The sequence below is a fragment of the Lactobacillus gallinarum DSM 10532 = JCM 2011 genome (assembly GCF_001434975.1).
GTDB classification, from domain to species: Bacteria; Bacillota; Bacilli; order Lactobacillales; family Lactobacillaceae; genus Lactobacillus; species Lactobacillus gallinarum.
Map to the genome: position 1 here is coordinate 37,438 of NZ_AZEL01000004.1, position 21,405 is coordinate 58,842.

Here is a 21,405-nt window from a genome sequence, read left to right on the forward strand (position 1 = left end):
TCACCTTATTCTTAATCTTATTTATCTTCATTTTCTTGTGGTTCCTCACGGTAATCACCATTTGGACACAAGATAACTGGTCCTTTTTTCGAATGCTTTTCTACTAAGAAATGACCATCGTTAGGGCAGTTCCTGCCAATTGGTTTGTCCCATGATACAAAATCACATTCTGGATAACGTGAACAGCCATAGAATTTGCGATTTCTACGTGATTTCTTTTCTACCACTTCACCTTTACCACACTTAGGACAAACCACACCAATCTTCTTCACAATTGGTTTAGTATTACGACAATCTGGGAAACGTGAACATGCATAGAACTTGCCATAACGTCCCATCTTAATTACCATCGGTGCACCACAGATATCGCAGTTAAATCCAGCTGGTTCGTCTTTAATTTGTACCTTTTGAATTTCGCTATCTGCTTTGTTCAATTCCTTCTTAAATGGTTGGTAATATTCGTCAACTACACTTACCCATTGCTTTTTACCATCTTCGACTTCATCTAATTCATTCTCAAGATGAGCAGTATAGTCTACATTAGCAATGTCTGGGAAAAATTCTTCAACTAATGTATCAACAATTTCACCTAATTCAGTTGGAACAATTGAACGACCATCTAACTTGACGTAATAGCGACGTTGAATGGTATCAATTGTAGGTGCATAAGTTGATGGACGTCCAACACCATTTTCTTCTAGAGCGTGAACCAAGCTAGCTTCAGTATAACGAGCAGGGGGTAAAGTAAAGTGCTGCTTGTTATCTGACTTGGTCATTTTAACTTGATCGCCTTCTTGCAAGTCTGGCAATTCAACATTCTTTTCTTGCTGATTATCATAAACTTTAGTAAAACCAGCAAATTTCATTTTTGAACCAGTAGTTCTAAAAATTACGCCATTTTGCACAATATCTGCTCTAACAGTGTCATAAACAGCAGGGGTCATTTCACTAGCTAAGAAACGTGACCAGATTAGTTTATACAAACGGTATTGCTCTTTAGTTAAAACATCCTTTAATGATTCAGGAGTTCTATATACGCTAGTTGGACGAATTGCTTCGTGGGCATCTTGAGCATCTTCCTGATTCTTAAAATGTCTTTGACTCTTAGCAGCAAATTCTGCTCCATAATTTTCATGCAAGAACTTTGAAGCTTCTTGTTGAGCAACTGGAGAAGTTCGTTTAGAGTCAGTTCTCATATAGGTGATTAAACCAACAGTGCCCTGCTTGCCTAGACTAATTCCTTCATATAATTGCTGTGCAATGCTCATAGTTCTACGAGTTCTATAGCCTAAGCGTTTATTAGCTTCTTGTTGCATAGTTGAAGTAGTAAATGGTGCAGCAGGCTGTCTGCGACGTTGACGAGAAACAACTTTTTCAACAATAAAGTCTTTCTTCTTATCAATCTTTGCTAAAACTTCTTTAACTGCATCAATATTTGGCAATTCTGTCTTCTTGCCATCAACACCATAAAAAGCAGACTTAAACTTTTCTTTGTCTTTTGCAAACTCGGCATCAATTGTCCAGTATTCCTTAGGCTTGAAGTTTTTAATCTCTTTTTCACGATCAATAACTAGCTTCAAAGCAACAGATTGAACACGACCAGCACTCAAACCTTTTTTCACTTTAGCCCATAAAATTGGGGAAAGTGAGTAACCTACAATTCGGTCAAGAACACGACGAGCTTGTTGAGCATCAACAGTATCCATATCGATTGTTCGTGGATGCTTAAAACTTTCTTTAACCGCATCTTTGGTAACTTCGTTAAAAGTTACTCGGTTTTTGGCATTCTCATCTAAATTAAGAGCATGCGCAACGTGCCAAGCAATAGCTTCCCCTTCACGATCGGGGTCGGATGCCAAGTAGACTTCTTTAGCTTTTTTAGCTTCGCTTTTAAGTTCTTTAATTGTGTCACCTTTGCCACGAATGGAAATATACTTTGGCTTATAGTTATCTTCAAAGTCAATCCCCATTTGAGACTTAGGTAAATCACGAATATGGCCTTTTGAGGCAATAACGTGATAATTTCTACCCAAATATTTTTCAATAGTTTTAGCCTTTGCGGGAGATTCCACAATGACTAAAGTTTTTTTACGTTTTTTAGTTTTTGATTTACTTTTTGCTTTAGTAGGCATTAAATGCCTCCTTATTTAAATATTTTTTTTACTTTATACAGTCCAAAGATAAATAATACTTTGTTAATTGTCAAATCTTTTCGTTTTTGAATTTAAAATCAACAATTGGTGTAGCGCCCGCTTCAATCAACTGATTAGGACCTGCAGACAACTTACTAGTAATTGGACCAGGGACTGCATAAATATCTCTATTTTCTTGTAATCCTAAGCTCGCAGTAATTAGTGAACCAGACTTTTCTTTGGCCTCTGTAACAATGATACTTTCACTCAAACCAGCAAGAATCCTGTTACGCTCGGGAAATCTATAGGGCCTCGGCGGCGTATCTGGCAGGTATTCACTAATAATTAAACCATTATTTTTTATTTGCTCTTGCAAGGAATAATTTTCTGTAGGATAAGAATGGTTCAAGCCATTGCCAACTACGGCAATAGTACGACCTTCATTTTTTAAAGTGGCTTCATGTGCCAAGGCATCTACTCCCCTAGCTAAACCGCTAGCAATTACTTTATTTTGATCAAGCAAATTTGGAACTAATCGATTAATTACATCCCTACTGTAGCGTGTCGGATAACGCGAACCAACAATCGTTACGATATCCTTCTTTAATAAAGACAAATTTCCCTGTGCAAATAAAATTAAAGGCGGACGATAAATCTGCCGGAGTTTTTCAGGATACTCTTCATCAAAGAAACTAATTACAATACATTGCCGCTCAATTTGGCTAGTCAGTTTGGCTAATTTATCATCATTAAAAGCCAATTGACATGCATTTATCAATTTTTCTGATAAATCCATCTCGTTTAAATCATCAATTTCAATTTCTAATCCCGGCTTCATTTGATTGGTAATCGTTAATAATTTTACGTAGCCGACACCCTTTTGCAATTTTAGTCTTAATAAAAATTCTTTTTTTTTCATAAAAAGCCTCCACTATTTATTACGCAAAAAAAGAAGCTTTTTTCTTTTAAAATCGAATTTTATTTAAAAAAATCACTTACAGGAGCAAAAGTCTTACGGTGAATCGGAGTTGGACCATATTTCTTTAACGCTTCAACATGTTCCTTAGTGCCATAACCCGCATTTCTAGGAAAACCATATTGTGGATAAATTTTATCATAATCATCCATCAATTTATCCCGAAATACCTTAGCAACAATAGACGCAGCTGCAATAGAATTGGATTTAGCATCCCCCTTGATCAACTCAATTTGGGGTATATCTATTGGTACATTCATAGCATCAACCAAGAGTGCATCAGGTTTTACATCAAGAGCTTTTACTGCTTGAGCCATCGCCTGACGGTCTGCTTCATAGATATTAATCTGATCAATTACAGCGGCACTTTTGACGCCAATTCCGACGCTGACAGCTTCTGACAAAATCTTAGGATAAAGTTGCAGTCTTTTTTCAGGGCTTAATTTTTTAGAATCATTCACTTCTAATAAATCAAAATTATGATCAATAATCACAGCAGCTGTGACTACTGGCCCAGCCAAAGGTCCACGACCAACTTCATCAACGCCAGCGACTAATTCTCCTTTTTGCCAAAATTGTTTTTCATATGAAAAGCGTTCTAAAAAAGCTTCTTTCTTTGCTAATAACTTAGCTTGCTTTTTTCGATAACTAACTATTAATTTCTGTACGCCCACCCGAGGATCTTTTTCTAATTCCGCTAATTGAGCCTCAGTTACATCATTTGATGATAATAATTCTTTTACTTCTTTAATCGTCATTGCTTGGCCTATCTAACGTAATTCTTCCAATTGCGCCCTTACGTAATCGCTGCAACATAAATAGTGAAAATCTATCATAATCATCACGCATACCATATTTTTCAGTCATTGCTAAAAGAATATCCGGATCTGACAAATTCTCAATATCTGCACTATTTAACTTAGAAAACTTAGTCAAATCTTTCAAATAGTGCTGGCGTAAATTCTCAAGTACATATAAAGCCACATCATCAGCATGAAATACGCTATCCTTAATTGCACCAAAGGCAGCCAACTTATAACCAACTTCTTGGTCTGAAAACTTAGGCCATAAGATACCCGGTGTATCCAAAACTTGAATATTACTACTGGTCTTTAGCCATCTTTGGCCTTTCGTAACGCCCGGCTTATTACCTACTTCAGCCACATTGCGTCCTACTAAGCGATTAATGATGGTCGATTTGCCGCAGTTAGGAATACCTGCAAGAGCTATTCTAATCGTAGGATTTGAGGCACCTCTAGCTTCCAGTTTTTTAGTCTTTTCTGCAGCAGCTTTTTTAACCATTGAGATTAACTTTTGCATATTGGTATTATGCAGTGAATCAATAGCCAAGACATATTTACCTGGTCCACTTAATTTAGTGGCCCACTTTTTAGTTAAAGCAGGATCAGCTAAATCTGCTTTATTCAAAATAATAATATGAGGCTTATTGCCTACTAATTCTTCTATCATTGGATTTCTTGATGATTCGGGAATTCTAGCATCAAGAACTTCAACTAAAACATCGATCAAGCCTAATTTGTCTTCGAGCTGATTTCGAGCCTTATTCATGTGACCTGGATACCATTGAATTGTTGCCATATTATCTCTTCTTTCTTTAATATTATTCTTCTTCATCACCTAAGAAAATTACTTCCGCAATCAAAATTTCTCGATATAATACCAAAAAGCCATGCCGATACTCTTGTTCTTGCTGTGCAATTTTTCCTAAATAATTACGTTCTTGTCTAAAAGCATAGCGATAAACTTCCGCTCTAAATTCTTTTTGATCATCTGTTAATTCTTTTTGTTTAACAGTATATTTAACTTCTCTAATAAAATCCTTAATAGAAGTTTGATTCATTTGTGTTCGCAAATCGAACTCTAGCTGCTTGCGAATCTTTTTAGGCAAATAAACCTGATTCATCTGCTTTAGTGCATAATGAACCATCGCCTTGCGTACACGATTTACTTCTTTCCTTTGATCTAAATCAGGCTTGTTTTTTTCAAAAATAAATCTAAACACAACTGTAGGAACTATTAAACTTAATAAAATCAATACAATTTCACTAACTAAAATCAAATGAAAATCAGCAATATTAACGCTCATTTCACTTAAAGTATAAGCCAAGGCAAAAGTCACTGCACCATGAATTCCACCTAAACTAAAGATTAATGCGTCCTTTGAACTGACTTTTCCTTTAATTGATGGTGAAAATCGACAATAGAAAAAGCGCACTGCCAAATTCGCAACATATAAAATTATACCAATTAAAATTGCCTCAATCGTCTGTTGATTGAAAATCATCATCGCGCATTGATCGAATAATAATAATTCCTAAAAGCAAAAAGACAGCACCATTTAAAATATCAATTATTAATTGTGAAAATTGGTGATTACTGTAAAAAATCGATGCATTCGTTAAACGACTACGCTCAGATTCTACGTTGTGAAGTAAACCTGCAGCTACCACAGCTATGATCCCTGAAACATGAATTTCTTCAGCTACAAAATAAATAATAAAAGGTGTCAAAAAGAATAAAACTTCCATGGGCATCTTTACATCAGATACCAAATGGTGTTTTGATCTGAAGCTCTTTTGCCTCAAAAAGACTAGAATAGCCGCGATTAAAATTCCTAGCACAATTCCACCACCAGCAGAATAAATGAGGTCAATAATCGCTTCACCAACATGAAGCTGCTTATGAATATACCAATCTACTGCCATATTGAGCAGTATAATACCGGACGCATCATTAAATAAAGATTCATCTTTAAGATAAAAACTAATTTTTTTAGGCAGCTTTAGCCCGTGAATGACTGATTCAGTTGCCGTTGCATCTGTTGGTGTAGAAACAGATGCCAAAATAAATGATAGTGGCAGAGAAAGTCCTATAGCATAAACTCCCAATCCTGCTACAACTGTTGCTAACACGATCATTACTACCGTTAAGCCAACGATTGCACGCCAGCTACGTAAAATACTATATAGCCGAGTTCTTTGGCCCTCAAAAAATAAGAGCGGTGCGACAATCAAGCCCAAAAAGACTTCTGAATTAAAATTTTCAATTAAAAGATTGGTCTGCGGCACTAACGCAATCGCCATCCCAATAACTAGGGCAATATAATTAACTGATATTTTTTGTAAAAATCGTTGCTGGATCATCGTTGCCATGGCAACAGCAAAGACGAGCACTCCAATAAAAATCATTACTTCCATTTTATTTCTCATCCAATGAAAAAGCCCAGGCAACAGAGGCTTGGGCTTAATACATCATTTTGTCTTCATACATTCTATATGCACGATCAAAAATAGACATACTTGGTAAATAACTAGCATTAAGTTCTAAATAATCTGACAATTTTTCATAATCTTGTTCCTGCTTAGGAAAAGTCAGATCATGCTGTGCGTTATTCGCAAATTGTGCTATTTCATCTGAAGAATCCGCATCACGCTGCGTCATCAAATAACGATAAAAACTTTCTCGATAAGCCATTTTTACTCCGTATAAAACATAACTGCGTAGGCACCATGACCTGCATGAGTAATAATAATTGGACTAGTTTCTCGAATCAAAATATCTAAATTAGGATTTACTTCCTTAAAACGAGCAGCTAATTTTTCCATATCATCTAGTGTATCAACATATGAAATACCTACTTGCTTAACCTGATCGCCCAATTCCTTCAATTGGTCAACCAACATATCATTAAACTTTTCGGTGAATTTCTTGCCCCGTCCCTTTTTAGGTACTAAGACTTTCCCATTCTTCATTTGCAAGAAGATTCTAATATTTAACATGCTGACTACACGACTAGCCAATTTTCCAAGTCGGCCGCCTTTTACAATATTGGTTAAATCAGGAATCATCATTTCCAAATACATATTGTCTTCCATTTTCTTCAGATGATCCAAGATTTCATCAATAGACTTGCCTGCTTGAGCATCTTTAGCTGCAGCAAGGACTTCATAGCCTTCGCTTCGATCTGTATAACCAGAATCATGGCATACGACCTTAGCATCAGGAACCATTTGAGCTGCTTGCTTAGCGGCATCGATTGTTCCACTAAGAGACTTAGCCAAAAAGATTCCTAACACTTCACTGCCATCAGCAGTCAACTTTTTAATTGTTTCTACAAAGCGACCAATTGGAGGCTGACTGGTCTTAGGCACATCACTGCCTTCATCCATTCTTTCAATAAAGTCGCGTCTAGTAATATCTACACCGTCAACATATGTCCTACCATCAATAGTTACTGACAAAGGTACAACAGTAATATCATATTTTTTTATTTCTTCTTCAGTTAATTGAACTGAGGAATCTGTCATAATTTTAATTTTTGACAATGTATTCGACCCCTATTCTAAGATGCTCACTTTAATTTTTATGATAAAATATGAGCAAGTAACATATAGTTAGTATATCAAAAATTTTCCAGAAGAAAAAAGGAATGATTGGATTGTTGGATTGTTGCATCACAAAAATGAAAAAACTTTGGCAGGAGCCAAAATTAAGATCGGAAAGATACTATTTACTTGATAACATTTTTAGTGCTATTACACATGGCATCGGCTTTGGTCTAGCTGTTGCAGGCTTAGTAGTTTTAATTGTTAAAGCTGCACATACTGGCAGTCCCATGCGCATAGTAACTTTTACTATTTATGGTTCATGCCTAGTCTTGTTATATTTGTTTTCAACTTTATATCATAGTTTAGTTTTTACGCGAGCTAAAAATGTCTTCCAGATTTTCGACCATTCTTCAATTTTTCTCTTGATTGCAGGTTCATATACCCCATACTCTTTAGTTGCAATTGGCGGTGCATGGGGTTGGACATTATTTGGCTTGATCTGGGGATTAACGATCTTTGGGATCATCTATTATATTTTCAACCGGGGAAAGCATGTAATTCTCGACACCGTACTTTACGTTGCTATGGGCTGGTTAGTAATTTTATCCGGTTCATACTTGTATGTGCGTCTTAGCCCAACAGGCTTTTGGCTATTAGTCAGTGGTGGTATTGCTTATACGGTCGGAGCGATTTTATTCAGTATGCGTAATGTGCCATTTATCCATACGGTTTGGCATTTATTCGTCATGTTAGGTTCAATTTTAATGTATTTTTCCGTTTTACTTTACGTTTAAAAAGGATGTATCAATTCTGATACATCTTTTTTAGTTAATCTAAATTTTCTAAATACTTTTCTATTGCATCTGGACTATTCTCTAATCTGCTTGAAACTACTAATTCTCTAATTTGATTAAGAGTATGTCCTAATTGAGCACCAGGACGCATCCCATGCTTAATTAAAAAGCGTCCATCTATTGCAAGCTCAGCTGGCTTTTTAATCGGCAAAGCCATATAACGATCAACCAACGCTTCCGAAGCAACAGGCTGTCCCAAAATATGAGCCACATCGATAGTATTAATTATTGTCCTTTCACCTGCTTGGAATAATTCATAATCATTCGGAGTATAATCAGAAATAAGGTCAAAGAATTTAATAATACGTCCTACCTGTTCAGTCATAGCATTAGAATTTTTCCAATCTCGCATAAATCGACTGATTTCTTCATTAGGAAGCTTAAGTAGAATAATAATCAATGACCACAAACTTGTTTCAAGAGTTGGACTAAACTGCAAACGTGGATAAATTTGCAGTAATTCTTTTTTTCCTGCAAAGTCAGGAACATCTTCACTTAATTGCGTATCAAGGAAAATCTGAAAAGCTTGTCTTGAATGAGGACCCAATCCCATCTTTACAAATTCATCCCGAATTCGTTCTACCGAAATTTTCTTTAAAAGTTCATGATTATCCTTAATTGCTTGTCCAGTCTTTTCTTCCAAATTGAATTTTAATTGACTGGTAAAACGAACTGCCCGCATCATTCTTAATGCATCTTCATGAAATCTCTTTTCAGGATCACCAACCGCACGAATAATATGATTTTTTAAATCTTCTATACCATTAAACAGGTCAACAATTTGCCCATGAAGATCCATTGCTAGTGCGTTAATTGTAAAATCTCTGCGCTTTAAATCTTCATCAAGGTTTTGTACAAATGTAACATGATCTGGTCTTCTAAAATCTTGATAACCAGATTCAGTTCTAAAAGTGGTAATTTCATAGCTTTCACCGCCATACAAAACGGTTACCGTACCATGCTTAATTCCTGTATCAATCGACTTTTCAAAAAGCTCTTTAACTTCTTCAGGATAGGCACTAGTAGTAATATCTACATCATGAACATGTCTATCAAGTAAAAGGTCTCTCACTGAACCACCGACAAAATATGCTTCAAAGCCGGCATCTTCTAAAATCTGTAAAACCGGCATTGCTTTAATAAATACTTCTGGTAATTTATCTACTTTAATCATTAGCAAAATCTCAATTCTTAATTTCTTTATTTATAACTTTTCACTTTTAGTTTGTTAAAATGAAGGGAAAGACATAAAGGAGGTAATCATTATGCTTAAAATCAATAAATCTACCGCGATTGATATCTTTATGATTGCATTAGGATGTGCCATCTATGGACTAAGCTTGGAAATCATTTCAGTTTCCAATGAATTAGCCGACGGTGGAATAAGTGGTATTTCACTTATCTTACGCCATTTTTGGAATATTAATATGGGACTTTCCACCCTAGTACTTAATATCCCATTAATCATATTAGGTTATCGTTTTATGGGCAAACGCTTATTAACCTATACAATCTGGGGAACGCTCTGCCTTTCCTTTTTTCTTTGGTTTTGGCGTTCAGTACCTATTATAAAACAATTAGATTTAGAACACGACCTCTTCCTTTCTGCAATTTCAGCAGGTGTACTCTCAGGTATAGGTTTAGGGCTGGTTTTCAGATATAACGGTACCTCTGGCGGGACTGATATTATTGCTCGAATTTGTCAAATCAAATTTGGCATTTCATCTGGCAAAATGCTGCTATTCTGTGATGCTGTAGTTTTATTTGCATCCCTGTCCTATCTAGATCTCAAGCATATGATGTATACTTTGCTTGCTTCTTTTGTCTTATCACGCGTAATGGATACTGTACAACAAGGTGCTTATAGTGCACGTGGTTTATTAATTATTTCTAATAAGTATGAACAAATTGGTAAAATGATTGATTTAAAACTTGATCGTGGTTTTACTTACTTTAAAGCTCTAGGTGGTTATAAACAAGATGATAAACGAGTAATCTACGTAGTCGTGTCTCCTAGAGAAATAGCGACTATTAAACAACTAATTAGGCAGGAAGATCCTAATGCATTTGTGTCAATTATTGAAGTTCACGAAGCGTTAGGTGAAGGATTTACATATAAGCAAAAACGGCATCACTTATTAATCCGTAAATAAAAAGCGTCCGAGAAAAGCAATTTTCTCAGACGTTTATTTTTTACAAATTATTGTACAAATCTTGCATTTCCATATCTTCGGGTACTAATTCAAGATATTTTTGCAATAACTGTTTAGTAATATCAGGATTGTTTTGAACACTAAAGAACATAATCATTTGATGCAAGAAATCTGGATTCTCTTTAAAATCTGGATAAGCCAATAAAAATTCACTTTGTGCTTTTTCTGTATCATCTAGACGTTCATATGACAAAGCCATATTCCAGTGAGCTTGAGCATCAATGTTCTCATTATCAAAGTCTTTGAATAAGGCAATATTTTGCTTATTCTGGTGTCGATGCAAATATAGGTTAGATAGTTGCATCCGTAATTCACTGTTGTCAGGCGCCTGTTTAAGCCCCTTCTCGAGCAAATCTGCCGCAGTGTCCAACTGATTCAAATTTGCGGCTGCACGCGCCCCCATTGAATAAAGAGTTTCATCTAATTCATTATAGGCTAATCCTGCTTGTACGCTGCGCAATACTTGCTCGTTATCATGCTTATGTTCATAAGCTTGAGCAAGTAAAGGATAAGCATTGACATAATCAGGACTTTGATCTATTACTTCGTCTAATAGCTTAATAGCCTGATCATCATCACCAACAGCTAGCATTACTAGCCCAGCTTCATACTTGCTATCAATATCTAGCAGGCTACTGCTGTGCTCTCTAATAATTTTTGCGGCTGCTTCGTAATTGCCTAATTTTGCGTTAGTAGCAATTAATCTTTGATTTAGGTTAACTTCACCAAAAGTTTTCTGGCGCTGAATTAAATCTTGGTATAAAGATAAGGCTTGTTCATAGTTTCCACTTAAATAGTCAAGTTCAGCTAATCCGAATTTAATTGCATCCTCTTCTGGAGCAAGTTTAAGAGCTTGAAGCAATTTATCTTTAGCTGTCTCAATTAAGCCGCTTGTTTGGTAGTAATCTGCTTGTACAAGTAAACTATCCAGATAGGCTGAAGACTCTTTAGAAACGCCATACAGAAGCGAGAGACCATCATCTTCATCTCCATCATTAAGCATAATTTCTGCCAAATAGACTTTAAATAAGTCTTCCTGAGGAAATTTTGCAATTAAAGCGCGATAAACTTCTTTAGCTAAATCTGTAAATCCTAAATCGGTCAGATTTTCCGCTAAAGAAGATAAAATTTCAGGGTCATCTTTATCTAATGCTTCTTTTAAAAGATGTTTGCTTTGTGAAAAATCATGGTTTTGAATTGAATCAAGTAATTGTTCTGAATAACTCATTATTTTGCCTCCAGTCAGACTTTAATTGTACTAAAAAAAGACGCTGGAACAAAGTCCAACGTCTTTTTAAACTAAGGTTAAGTATCTTACTTAACAGCTTCTTTAAGAGCCTTACCTGGCTTAAATGCAGGTACTTCACTAGCTGGGATTTCGATTTCATCACCAGTTTGTGGGTTACGACCCTTACGTGCTGCACGGTGACGTACTTCAAAAGTACCAAAACCGATTAATTGTACCTTTTCACCCTTAGCAAGGTTGTCTTGAATTGAGCCAAAGATAGCATCAACAGCAGCAGCAACTTCCTTCTTGGTTAACTTAGTCTTTGAAGCAACTTCAGAAACTAATTCAGCTTTATTTGCCATAAATATTTCACCTCCTGAATTTGAACCCGAAGTTCAAAGTTTTTTCTTTGTTTTGAAAAAACAAGGAATAATGATCTAGATCTAGACTAATCATTGTTTCCTAGAAACCAAAATATCACAAAACCCCTGTTACAACAAGGATTTTTACAAAATATTGGTGTTTTTTTCATTATTTTCTCTTACGTGGAAGAATTTTGATCGGAGTTCCAGCAAAATTAAAGTTTTGTCGCAATTGATTAATCAAAAATCGTTCGTAAGAAAAGTGCATTAATTCTGGATCATTGACAAAAACAACAAAAGTTGGTGGATTGGTACTTACCTGTGTCATATAGTAAACGCGCAATCTCTTTCCCTTAACCATTGGTGTTGGAACTAACTTACTTGCTTCAAGCAATAAATCATTCAACACGCTTGATTGAATACGTTGATTTTGATTGTCATAAACTTCCTTAACCATTGATGGAATTTGATCAAGACGTTGACCAGTTTTAGCTGAAACAAACAAAATTGGAGCATAATCCAAATATTGAAATTCAGCTCTAATCTCGCGTTCAAATTCTTTAGCACTAGTACTATTTTTCTTTGGTAAATCCCACTTGTTTACAACAATGATAATTCCGCGCCCTGCTTCATGGGCATATCCGGCCACGTGCTTGTCTTGTTCTCTAATGCCTGTACTTGCATCAAGAACAAGTAAAACCACGTCTGAGCGTTCAATAGCAGCCATAGCTCGCAAGACAGAGTACTTCTCGGTTTTTTCGTAGACTTTTCCACGTCTTCTAATACCAGCAGTATCTACAACTTTAAATTTAATTCCGTCTTTAGTAAATGGCGTATCAACTGCATCACGAGTAGTACCTTCTTCATTTGCAACAATTACTCGATCTTCACCCAATAATTTATTAACAATTGAAGATTTACCTACATTTGGTCGTCCAATTACGCTAAATGAAATGACGTCATCAGCTTCGCTATCTTTTTCTGCTGGAAAATCATTAACTATTTCATCTAGCAAATCACCGATTCCCGTACCATGACTACTAGAGACAGGAATTGGATCACCTAATCCTAAACTATAAAAATCATAAATATCATTTCTTTGCTCAGGATTATCTGCCTTATTAACCGCTAAAATTACCGGTTTTTTAGTGCGATAAAGAAGATGTGCAATTCTTTCATCAAGATCAGTCACATGATTTACTACATTAGTTAACATCACGATGACATCTGCTTCTTCAATTGCAATCTCAGCCTGTGCACGGATCTCTTCTTCGATTTTTCCGCCTTCCCAGGTAATACCACCTGTATCGATCAAATCAAATTTATGGCCCATCCATTCAGCTTGAGCATAATTACGATCACGAGTAACACCGGGTTTATCTTCTACGATTGCTAAGCGTTGATTGATTATTCTATTAAAAAGTGTAGATTTACCTACATTTGGTTGTCCAACGATTGCAACAACTGGTAAAGCCATATGCCCCTCCTTTAAAAATATAAAAATAAAAAAGCCGACACAGAGTCGGCTTTTTTAACAGAAATGACTACTTACGGTCCTTTAATTGGTCACCAATGATGTCACCTAATGCAAAGCCGTTATCGTTGTCACCCATGTACTTCTTGTTAACTGAGTTTTCGTTACGTGAACGATGTGGACGAGAACTGTGGTTATCTGATGAAGAAGCGTTTGAGTCAGCAGCCTTGATTGAAAGTGAAATTCTTCTGTCACTTGGGTCAATGTTCAAAACCTTAACCTTAACAGTTTGACCAACCTTCAAAACATCGCTTGGCTTGTCAACGTGCTTGTTTGAAATTTCTGAAACGTGTACTAAACCTTGAATACCGTCAGTAACTTCAACAAATGCACCAAAGTTAGTTAATGACTTAACTTCGCCTTCAAAAATATCGCCTTCGTTTAAGTCAGCTGTAGCTTGTTCAAATGGTGAAGGTTCAGTTTGCTTAATAGACAGGGAAATACGATGTCTGTCATTGTCAATACCAATGACCTTAACCTTAACATCTTGACCAGCCTTCAAAACATCACTTGGCTTATCAACATGCTTGTAAGAAATTTCTGAAATGTGAACTAAACCGTCAACACCACCGACATCGATAAATGCACCGAAGTTAGTTAAGCGTGAAACCTTACCTTCGATAACGTCACCAACAACTAATTGTGATGCAACCTTATCAAATGCTTCTTCACGTTCTTCTTCAACTAAATCCTTGTGTGAAAGAATCAAACGGTTCTTGTTAGGATCAATTTCAGTAATCTTAAGCTTCATAGTCTTACCAATGTATGGCTTAAGATCTGAAACGTAACGGTTTGAAATTAATGAAGCTGGCAAGAAACCACGTGTACCAACATCTACAAGTAAACCACCACGAACTGATGAAGTTACAGTACCTTCGATAGCATTTCCTTCTTCGAAGTCCTTTTGTAACTTGTCGTAAGCTTCTCTTTCCTTCAAGCGAGTAACTGAGAAGAAGAATTCACCATTTTCCTTATCGCCACCGGCTCTTCTTAATACCAAGGCCTTGAACTTGTCGCCAGGCTTAACTAAATCATGTAAGTCTGTGTTACGATCTGAAGTGTATTCACGACGAGTAATAACGCCTTCAACACCAGCGTTTACAACGCCAACATCGATTTGGCCGTCTTCAACGTCTAATACTTCGACATCGACAATATCTCCGACCTCAACTCCTTGCATTTGCTTTAATGCGTCTAAAAATTGATTACTGTTTTCTGACATATGTACCTCCCAATATCATGTCCCATTTTAAAGGAAAGTTTGATATTTTTCTACTATTTTGTGCTGTTTTTTTAAAAATTTTTTTGACTTTTTTCGATTTCGGCTAAAATTGCGTCTACAACCTGCTCAATTGACATATTTGTAGTATCAATTTCAATTGCATCATCTGCCTTTTTTAATGGTGAAATCTTGCGGTGTGAGTCTTTATAGTCCCTTGCTGCAATATCTTGTTCGATTTCATCCACTGTCTGATTAGATTCAATGCCGCGCTCTTTAAAATCTAAAAGTCGACGCTCAGCACGAGATCTAGCAGAAGCCACTAAGAAGATCTTTACTTCCGCATCTGGTAAAACGGTCGTACCGATATCACGACCATCCATGATTACATCAGTTTTACCTGCCATTTGACGTTGTAAACTAACCATTTTTTCTCGTACTTTAGGCAAGGCAGAAACTTGTGACACATTAGCAGAAATTTCTGGTGTTCTAATTTCTTTAGAAACATCTTTTCCTGCTACATACACCTTTTGCTCACCATGTTCAGATTTCAATTCAATTCCATCTTCATCAATAGCTTGCAAAATTCCTGCTTCATCCCCGTAATCTAGCTTATGATTACGAGCAATAACTGTACATGCACGATACATTGCACCAGTGTCTATATAAACGTAAGACAGCTTTTTAGCAATGATTTTAGCAACCGTGCTTTTACCTGCTGATGCAGGTCCATCTACTGCTACTTGCATTTTAATAAAAAAGAGATCTTACTGCTCGACCTCTTTTACCCTTTCTGAAAGATTATCTCAATTTAAGTGTTTGGCCAACATTGACGTTTGAAGAATCTTTAAGATTATTTAATCTGGCTAATTGATCAACAGTCATGCCATATTTTTCTGCAATATTAGTTAAAGTATCACCATCTTTAACTAAATAAGTCTTAGGTTCAGTCTTTTGAGATGAACTTGAACTAGTCTCAACAGAATTCTTCTTAGCTGAAGATGAAGTCTTTTTAGCTTTACTTGATGATTTAATTGCCTTAGATGACTTTTTAGAAGAAACCTTCTTAACTGTTTGAACTTCTTCAGCTTTTTCAGAATGGCCTGATGACAAACGATGAACAACTGGGATTAATGCAATTAATATAACAACTAAAATCACAATAACTGCAATCCATCTAGCAGATCCACTGGGCTGCTTATCCTGTGAACTTCGCTTTTCAGTTGGCCGTTCATAGTGTTGATATGGCCCTGTTGATTTTTTATCCATCTGTAAATTCCTCCATTCACTTAACGGATTAATTCTAGCATACTTTAATAGTCTTTGAATATGAAAAATCCCATCAACTTAAAAAGTTAATGGGATTTTACTTTAATTCAAATTAAATCTTTTTCGTACAAATGGCTTAATCGTCTTAATAGTTGCCTCAAAAAGCAAATATACAACGACACTGTTAATTACACCTTTTAATAAATTAAATGGCACTATAATCGTAAAAATATAAGCTTGCATAGATGGTAAATGTAATAACTGACCTAGATATACCTTTTCAGTGAAGTGATACAAAGCACCATAACTATTAATCGCAGGTAAATTAGGAACCGCAGTTACTGCATATACTGGAGTCAAAATAAATGCGTTAGTTAAAGACATCACACAGGTCATTGCCAGAATACCAATAATTAATCCACACATTGGTTTAACTATTCCCATCTTAGTTTTTCTATTCTCAACCGTAACATTCTTACTAAAGAAATAAAATGGCAAAGAGAAAGACATCGAAGCAAGAAAAGCTGCAATTTCACCTACTACACTTGGTAAAGCAAAACCAGCAAAAATCAAGCTTAACACCATTCTAATTAATGCAATAATTACACCTGGAACAGCTCCAAAGATAAACATTCCAACTGTAATAATTACATCTGAAAAATCAAACTTTAAAAAGCCTACGCCAGGGATAATTGGAAACTCAAATTTCATTACCACAAAGGCAATACACCCAATTAACGCATACGCAATAATATTAGCTAATCCTGTAGCATTTGCTCTAGATTTACTCATGACTTACTTTCCTTCCTACAAAAAAGGTCTATTGCTCCAGCAACAGACCTTTATAAAGTAAAGTAAGATTTACTTTATTGATCTGTCTTCTTCCATCTAGACTTTAACTATCGGTATCAAAAGATTCAGCCACTTGCGTGGGTCGCGGACTCTAACCGCCGGTCGGGATTTTCACCCTGCCCTGAAGACAATAACCTATATATTTAATTTCTAAGTATAAGTTAATCTAATCTCATTAATTTGTCAACTTCGCGCTTTGACAATTCGCGATATTGTCCAGAAGTAAGAGAATCTAAGGTTAAAAATGCATATTTTTCACGGGATAATTTTTCAACTAAATGTCCTACAGCCTTAAACATACGCTTAACTTGATGATAATGTCCCTCGTGGATAGTCAATTGAACAATTTGAGTATCTTTACGCTTATCTGTTTTAAGAATCTTTACCTTTGCTGGAGCAGCCTTAAAACGATCCAATTTAACCCCTGTAGTTAATGTTTTAATCTCATCAGGAGTTAAAATCCCCTTGATTTTAGCAACATAAACTTTAGATACTTCATTTCTAGGGTGCATTAATAAATTAGCTAACTTACCATCGTTAGTCATTAAAAGCAAACCTGAAGTATCATAATCAAGACGGCCAACTGGATATAAACGATATGGCACATCTTCAAAATAATCAACAACCGTTTTTCTACCCTTATCATCATCTGCAGTAGAAACAACACCACGTGGCTTATAGAAAAGATATGTATGCAAGCTTTCTCTTTCAATTGGTTCATCATCAACCGTAATATTACTGAAAGTTTCAACCTTGGTTCCTAGCTTAGTAACTACCTTACCATCCACTTTCACGCGGCCAGCTACAATCATTTTTTCTGCTTTTCTTCTGGAAGCAATTCCTGCTTCTGCTATTACTTTTTGCAGTCTCTCTACCATTATCTTTCCTCTTTCTGCATTTGCTTATCTGCGGTTCCTTTTGCCTCAAACAAATCTATTTCACCATTACTATCATTATCCGCAAAATCTTCTATTAAAGGCAAATCTGCTAAACTATGATAATTAAAATACTGTAAGAAATAATCCGTAGTTACATACAATTTAGGATGTCCAGGAGCATCTTTTTTGCCATCGGCTTTAATCAAACCGCGCCAAACTAATGTCTGCAATGCTCCAGATGAATTAACCCCACGAATATCATCAATTTCTACCCTAGTAATAGGCTGACGATATGCAACAATTGCCAAAATTTCTAGAGCTGATTGACTTAAGTTTTTTGTTAAATCTTTTTGAAAATATTTTTCAATAATCTTGGCTGTTTGCGGACTAGTAGTCAACTTGTATGTATGAGCAATATGAATTAATTGCAAGCCAGAATCTGAATTCTTCGTTAGCTTTCGTTGCAAATTCTCGGCAACCTTATCTAAAGTTTCACCATCAATCTCTAGCATTTCAATTAAATTTTGCTCTTCTAATCCATTATCACCAGCCGCATATAAAAGTGCTTCTAAATTTGCCTCTTTACTTGCCATTTACATCAATTCTTTCTAAATTTAAATCACCAAATTCTCTTGCTTGTAAAATTCGAATTTCGTGTTTTTTGCCCAATTCAAGCATTGCTAAAAACAAACCAATCACATCAGAAATACTATGCATTTGATCAGTACAACTAAAAAAGCTGACTTGTCGTTTTTTTGCCAAACGCTGATGCAAATAATCAATCATTTCGTTAATTGGAGTCTCAGCCACTTTAATTGAAGCAGTATCCGGTTGACGCATCTTTAATCTGCGGAGAACCATGGAAAAAGTTGTTGCCAGTTCATTTGAAGTAATTTGTCCTTTAGGCAATGGTTGAACCTTAACAGAAGTTGAAACACTTGCTTCCTTTGACACAACAATTGGTACTTCTTCATTTCTTTCTTTAAAATATGCAGAAATCTTTTTAAAAATTGAATATTGTACTAATTGCTGTACTAATTCATCCCGAGGATCATCTTCAGCTTCCACTTCATCTACAAAATCATTTTGTGGCAATAAATATTGTGACTTTATTCTAAGCAAAGTTGAAGACATCACAAAATATTCCCCAGCAATTTGTAAATTCAGACTTTGCATTTGCCTCAAGTACTCTAAATATTGACTAGTAATTTGAGCAATGGGAATATCATAAATATCTATTTTTTGCGATTGAATTAAATGGAGCAATAAATCTAATGGCCCCTCAAAATTAGGTAACTCTAACTTTAAATTACTTTTATTCATTATCTTCTTCGACAGTTTTTAATAAATTGGTATATTCAGGTACAGCGGTAACTCTTTTATCAGGGTATTCATTTTTTAACTCACTGACAATTTCTTTTTCATAACTAATTTCACGAAAACCGGGAGCTAAAGAAAGATATCTGATCACAACAAACTGCTTAGTTACTTGTGTACCCAACACTCCTACAATATTATTCTGTTTATTACGGTACAAATAAAGCAGAAAATCATTATCTTCTTGATTAAGTCCTACTTCTTCTTTTAGATTTTCAATATTTTTAAAATCAGGCAAATATGAGAGTAATCCCATTGCCGTTTTTTCATAGTCTTTTTTATATTGTATTAGCATTATTAATCACCTAAAGACGAGGATGTGTCTTTTGATATACTTGTAAAATATGTTTTTGAGATAGATTAGTGTAAATTTGGGTAGTACTAATATCTGAGTGTCCCAAAATCTCTTGCACTACCCGTAAATCTGCCCCATTTTCAAGTAAGTGCGTTGCAAACGTATGGCGCAATGTATGGGGAGTAACATCTTTAGTAATTCCAGCAGATTGACAATATTTTTTTATCATTTGCCAAATTGCCTGCCGTGTAAGTTGCTTGCCTCGACTATTCAAGAAAATATGCTCATCATTTTGACCAGCTTTTAAAATTAATGGATCTCGCACATCTTGTTGATATTGCTTTATCCAATGCAAAGCAACTGAACTAATCGGTATCAAGCGCTCCTTAGAGCCTTTACCCAATACTCTAACTAAACCCAAATCTTCATGTAAGTCTTGTAATTCCAGATTAATCAATTCACTTACACGCATACCAGTCGCATATAAAGTTTCCAATATTGCTCGATCTCTTAAACCCAATTTTCGTTTAATATCAGGTTGTGCAAGCAAATCATTAATTTCTTTCTGATTTAGAGCTACAGGAAGACGTCGCTCTTTTTTAGGTAAATCAATTTCAAGCATTGGATTTAACTTCTGAATGTTTTGACGCGCAAGCCATTGATAAAATTTACGCATACTAGAAATGAGCCGACTAATTGAACTAGTAGCTTTATTTAAATCGTATTGTCTTGCTAAAAAGGCATCTACATCGCTAGCCTCTGTTGGCCAAGAATTCATACCCTCTTTTTTTACAAAAGCCAGGTACTCTTCCAAATCTTGACGGTAAGCAGTAATCGTATTATTGCTTAGGCCACGTTCAATTTGACTATAGCGTAAATAATCATCAATCTGGTCTTGTAGTTTATTCTTCTCCATCAGTATTCTCTTCTGGATCTTTAATTAAAGTGATAGCACCGGCAGTTTTATCTTCTTCGATTAAGCCTGCTTTGAGCAAATGACCTAATGCGCGCTTAAATGCGGATTTAGAAATACCGAAGTAACGCTTTATATCTTGCGCATCAGATTTATCGTAAAATGGTAAAGTTTTAGTCTCTCTTCGGCGCAAACTCATCAAAATCATCTGAGCATCATCGTCAATTTCTTCAAAAGCACGTGGCAAAGTACTTAAATTTAATCGACCATATTGACTGATACCAATAACTCTGCCCTTAAACTGTTCACCTAAGCGCATTGGACGAGGCATTTGTGATTCGTGTACAAAACCTAAATAATAATCATTAGTTAAAACAAAGGCACCAATTTCACGACTAGCATAAACAGTTCCGAAAACATTTTCATTATTCATTCCATTCGGAAAGTTTGCTGCTAACTGATCAAAAATATTTTCATCTGCTAACTTAGCCCAAATTCGATCCTTATAGTCGGTTTCTAATCGCACCAAAAGACGATCATCACGACGAGGCCATCTTTCCTTTTCTCGTGGCAAGTCATCCATAGATACTACCACATCTTTATCGGGTAATCCGACATCAACAAATACACCTAAACCCGGTCGAACTTCTGTTACCTTGCCCCAGCCATATTGATCAGGCTGAGCAAAAGGTAAAAACTGGGTCATTTCTCGATCATGAGACTTGTTATCATAAATAAAGCCTTCTATTTCATCACCGATCTTAGGAATTTCGTCTTGGGTAAGCTCTTGCTTTTTTAGTTCATAAGTAGTGCCATCAATTTGTACATAATAGGCATTATCATTTTCATCAATTATTTTTCCTTTTGCAACAGTTCCAAGCATGTTTATAATCTCCTACTTTACATATTCTTTCATATACAAGTATAAAAGATATTTGCGCAAAATAAAATAGC

22 protein-coding genes, 1 pseudogene and 1 riboswitch are annotated in these 21,405 nt (G+C 35.7%); of the genes and pseudogenes, 2 read left to right on the forward strand and 21 right to left on the reverse strand.

The window, feature by feature from the left end; all coding sequences use genetic code 11:
- Positions 1–17 precede the first annotated feature (17 nt).
- The 7 genes and pseudogenes from topA to FC37_RS00810 form a co-directional block, all read right to left on the reverse strand.
- Positions 18–2,132 (reverse strand): type I DNA topoisomerase, encoded by a 2,115-nt coding sequence (gene topA, locus FC37_RS00775; RefSeq protein WP_025005757.1) that lies wholly within the window; start codon positions 2,130–2,132, stop codon positions 18–20.
- Positions 2,133–2,202: 70 nt separating this feature from the next.
- Positions 2,203–3,051, reverse strand: coding sequence for a DNA-processing protein DprA (gene dprA, locus FC37_RS00780; protein ID WP_025005756.1), 849 nt, complete (start codon positions 3,049–3,051; stop codon positions 2,203–2,205).
- Between the two features lie 59 nt (positions 3,052–3,110).
- Positions 3,111–3,866 (reverse strand): ribonuclease HII, encoded by a 756-nt coding sequence (locus tag FC37_RS00785; protein WP_025005755.1) that lies wholly within the window; start codon positions 3,864–3,866, stop codon positions 3,111–3,113.
- Positions 3,856–4,707 (reverse strand): ribosome biogenesis GTPase YlqF, encoded by an 852-nt coding sequence (gene ylqF, locus FC37_RS00790; protein WP_056945444.1) that lies wholly within the window; start codon positions 4,705–4,707, stop codon positions 3,856–3,858. Before ylqF ends, FC37_RS00785 begins: the two co-directional genes overlap by 11 nt.
- A gap of 22 nt (positions 4,708–4,729) precedes the next feature.
- Positions 4,730–6,326: pseudogene (locus FC37_RS10950) on the reverse strand (cation:proton antiporter).
- A 46-nt stretch (positions 6,327–6,372) separates the two neighbouring features.
- On the reverse strand, positions 6,373–6,603 hold the full coding sequence (locus tag FC37_RS00805) for a YozE family protein (protein ID WP_025005752.1): 231 nt from the start codon (positions 6,601–6,603) through the stop codon (positions 6,373–6,375).
- Positions 6,604–6,605: 2 nt separating this feature from the next.
- Complete coding sequence (locus FC37_RS00810) at positions 6,606–7,454, reverse strand: DegV family protein (protein WP_025005751.1); 849 nt, start codon at positions 7,452–7,454, stop codon at positions 6,606–6,608.
- Between the two features lie 137 nt (positions 7,455–7,591).
- Here FC37_RS00810 and trhA point away from each other — a divergent pair, with 137 nt between their 5' ends.
- Positions 7,592–8,251: a PAQR family membrane homeostasis protein TrhA gene (trhA, locus tag FC37_RS00815; protein ID WP_035434335.1), complete on the forward strand. Its 660-nt coding sequence runs from the start codon at positions 7,592–7,594 to the stop codon at positions 8,249–8,251.
- A 34-nt stretch (positions 8,252–8,285) separates the two neighbouring features.
- Here trhA and FC37_RS00820 read toward each other — a convergent pair whose 3' ends face one another.
- A complete protein-coding gene (locus FC37_RS00820) occupies positions 8,286–9,485 on the reverse strand; it encodes a CCA tRNA nucleotidyltransferase (RefSeq protein ID WP_025005749.1) in 1,200 nt (399 codons plus the stop codon).
- Positions 9,486–9,576: 91 nt separating this feature from the next.
- Between FC37_RS00820 and FC37_RS00825 the strand changes: the two genes are divergently transcribed.
- Complete coding sequence (locus tag FC37_RS00825) at positions 9,577–10,464, forward strand: YitT family protein (RefSeq protein WP_025005748.1); 888 nt, start codon at positions 9,577–9,579, stop codon at positions 10,462–10,464.
- Between the two features lie 40 nt (positions 10,465–10,504).
- Here FC37_RS00825 and FC37_RS00830 read toward each other — a convergent pair whose 3' ends face one another.
- The 13 genes from FC37_RS00830 to FC37_RS00890 all read right to left on the reverse strand — a co-directional run bounded on the left by FC37_RS00830 (position 10,505) and on the right by FC37_RS00890 (position 21,334).
- Positions 10,505–11,752 carry a tetratricopeptide repeat protein gene (locus FC37_RS00830; protein ID WP_025005747.1) on the reverse strand — a complete coding sequence of 416 codons (1,248 nt, stop codon included), beginning with the start codon at positions 11,750–11,752 and terminating at the stop codon, positions 10,505–10,507.
- A gap of 86 nt (positions 11,753–11,838) precedes the next feature.
- On the reverse strand, positions 11,839–12,114 hold the full coding sequence (locus FC37_RS00835; protein WP_003547110.1) for an HU family DNA-binding protein: 276 nt from the start codon (positions 12,112–12,114) through the stop codon (positions 11,839–11,841).
- 169 nt (positions 12,115–12,283) lie between these two features.
- Positions 12,284–13,591, reverse strand: coding sequence for a ribosome biogenesis GTPase Der (gene der, locus FC37_RS00840; RefSeq protein ID WP_056945442.1), 1,308 nt, complete (start codon positions 13,589–13,591; stop codon positions 12,284–12,286).
- Between the two features lie 67 nt (positions 13,592–13,658).
- Positions 13,659–14,870, reverse strand: a complete 1,212-nt coding sequence (gene rpsA / locus FC37_RS00845) for a 30S ribosomal protein S1 (RefSeq protein WP_025005746.1) — start codon at positions 14,868–14,870, stop codon at positions 13,659–13,661.
- A gap of 71 nt (positions 14,871–14,941) precedes the next feature.
- The gene (gene cmk, locus FC37_RS00850) at positions 14,942–15,616 is read right to left on the reverse strand and encodes a (d)CMP kinase (RefSeq protein ID WP_025005745.1); all 675 of its coding nucleotides are present in this window, start codon (positions 15,614–15,616) and stop codon (positions 14,942–14,944) included.
- A 52-nt stretch (positions 15,617–15,668) separates the two neighbouring features.
- Positions 15,669–16,136 carry an SAG1386/EF1546 family surface-associated protein gene (locus tag FC37_RS00855; RefSeq protein WP_025005744.1) on the reverse strand — a complete coding sequence of 156 codons (468 nt, stop codon included), beginning with the start codon at positions 16,134–16,136 and terminating at the stop codon, positions 15,669–15,671.
- Positions 16,137–16,238: 102 nt separating this feature from the next.
- Positions 16,239–16,928 (reverse strand): ECF transporter S component, encoded by a 690-nt coding sequence (locus FC37_RS00860; RefSeq protein ID WP_025005743.1) that lies wholly within the window; start codon positions 16,926–16,928, stop codon positions 16,239–16,241.
- Positions 16,929–17,008: 80 nt separating this feature from the next.
- Positions 17,009–17,121: riboswitch (FMN riboswitch) on the reverse strand.
- A 28-nt stretch (positions 17,122–17,149) separates the two neighbouring features.
- On the reverse strand, positions 17,150–17,866 hold the full coding sequence (locus FC37_RS00865; protein WP_025005742.1) for a pseudouridine synthase: 717 nt from the start codon (positions 17,864–17,866) through the stop codon (positions 17,150–17,152).
- Complete coding sequence (gene scpB / locus FC37_RS00870) at positions 17,866–18,459, reverse strand: SMC-Scp complex subunit ScpB (RefSeq protein ID WP_025005741.1); 594 nt, start codon at positions 18,457–18,459, stop codon at positions 17,866–17,868. The genes FC37_RS00865 and scpB overlap by 1 nt, the downstream gene beginning before the upstream one ends.
- Positions 18,449–19,189 carry a segregation and condensation protein A gene (locus FC37_RS00875; RefSeq protein ID WP_025005740.1) on the reverse strand — a complete coding sequence of 247 codons (741 nt, stop codon included), beginning with the start codon at positions 19,187–19,189 and terminating at the stop codon, positions 18,449–18,451. Before FC37_RS00875 ends, scpB begins: the two co-directional genes overlap by 11 nt.
- On the reverse strand, positions 19,182–19,538 hold the full coding sequence (locus tag FC37_RS00880) for a reductase (RefSeq protein ID WP_025005739.1): 357 nt from the start codon (positions 19,536–19,538) through the stop codon (positions 19,182–19,184). The genes FC37_RS00875 and FC37_RS00880 overlap by 8 nt, the downstream gene beginning before the upstream one ends.
- Before the next feature lie 10 nt (positions 19,539–19,548).
- Positions 19,549–20,454 (reverse strand): site-specific tyrosine recombinase XerD, encoded by a 906-nt coding sequence (gene xerD / locus FC37_RS00885; RefSeq protein WP_025005738.1) that lies wholly within the window; start codon positions 20,452–20,454, stop codon positions 19,549–19,551.
- Positions 20,441–21,334, reverse strand: a complete 894-nt coding sequence (locus FC37_RS00890) for a CvfB family protein (protein WP_025005737.1) — start codon at positions 21,332–21,334, stop codon at positions 20,441–20,443. The genes xerD and FC37_RS00890 overlap by 14 nt, the downstream gene beginning before the upstream one ends.
- Positions 21,335–21,405 lie beyond the last annotated feature (71 nt).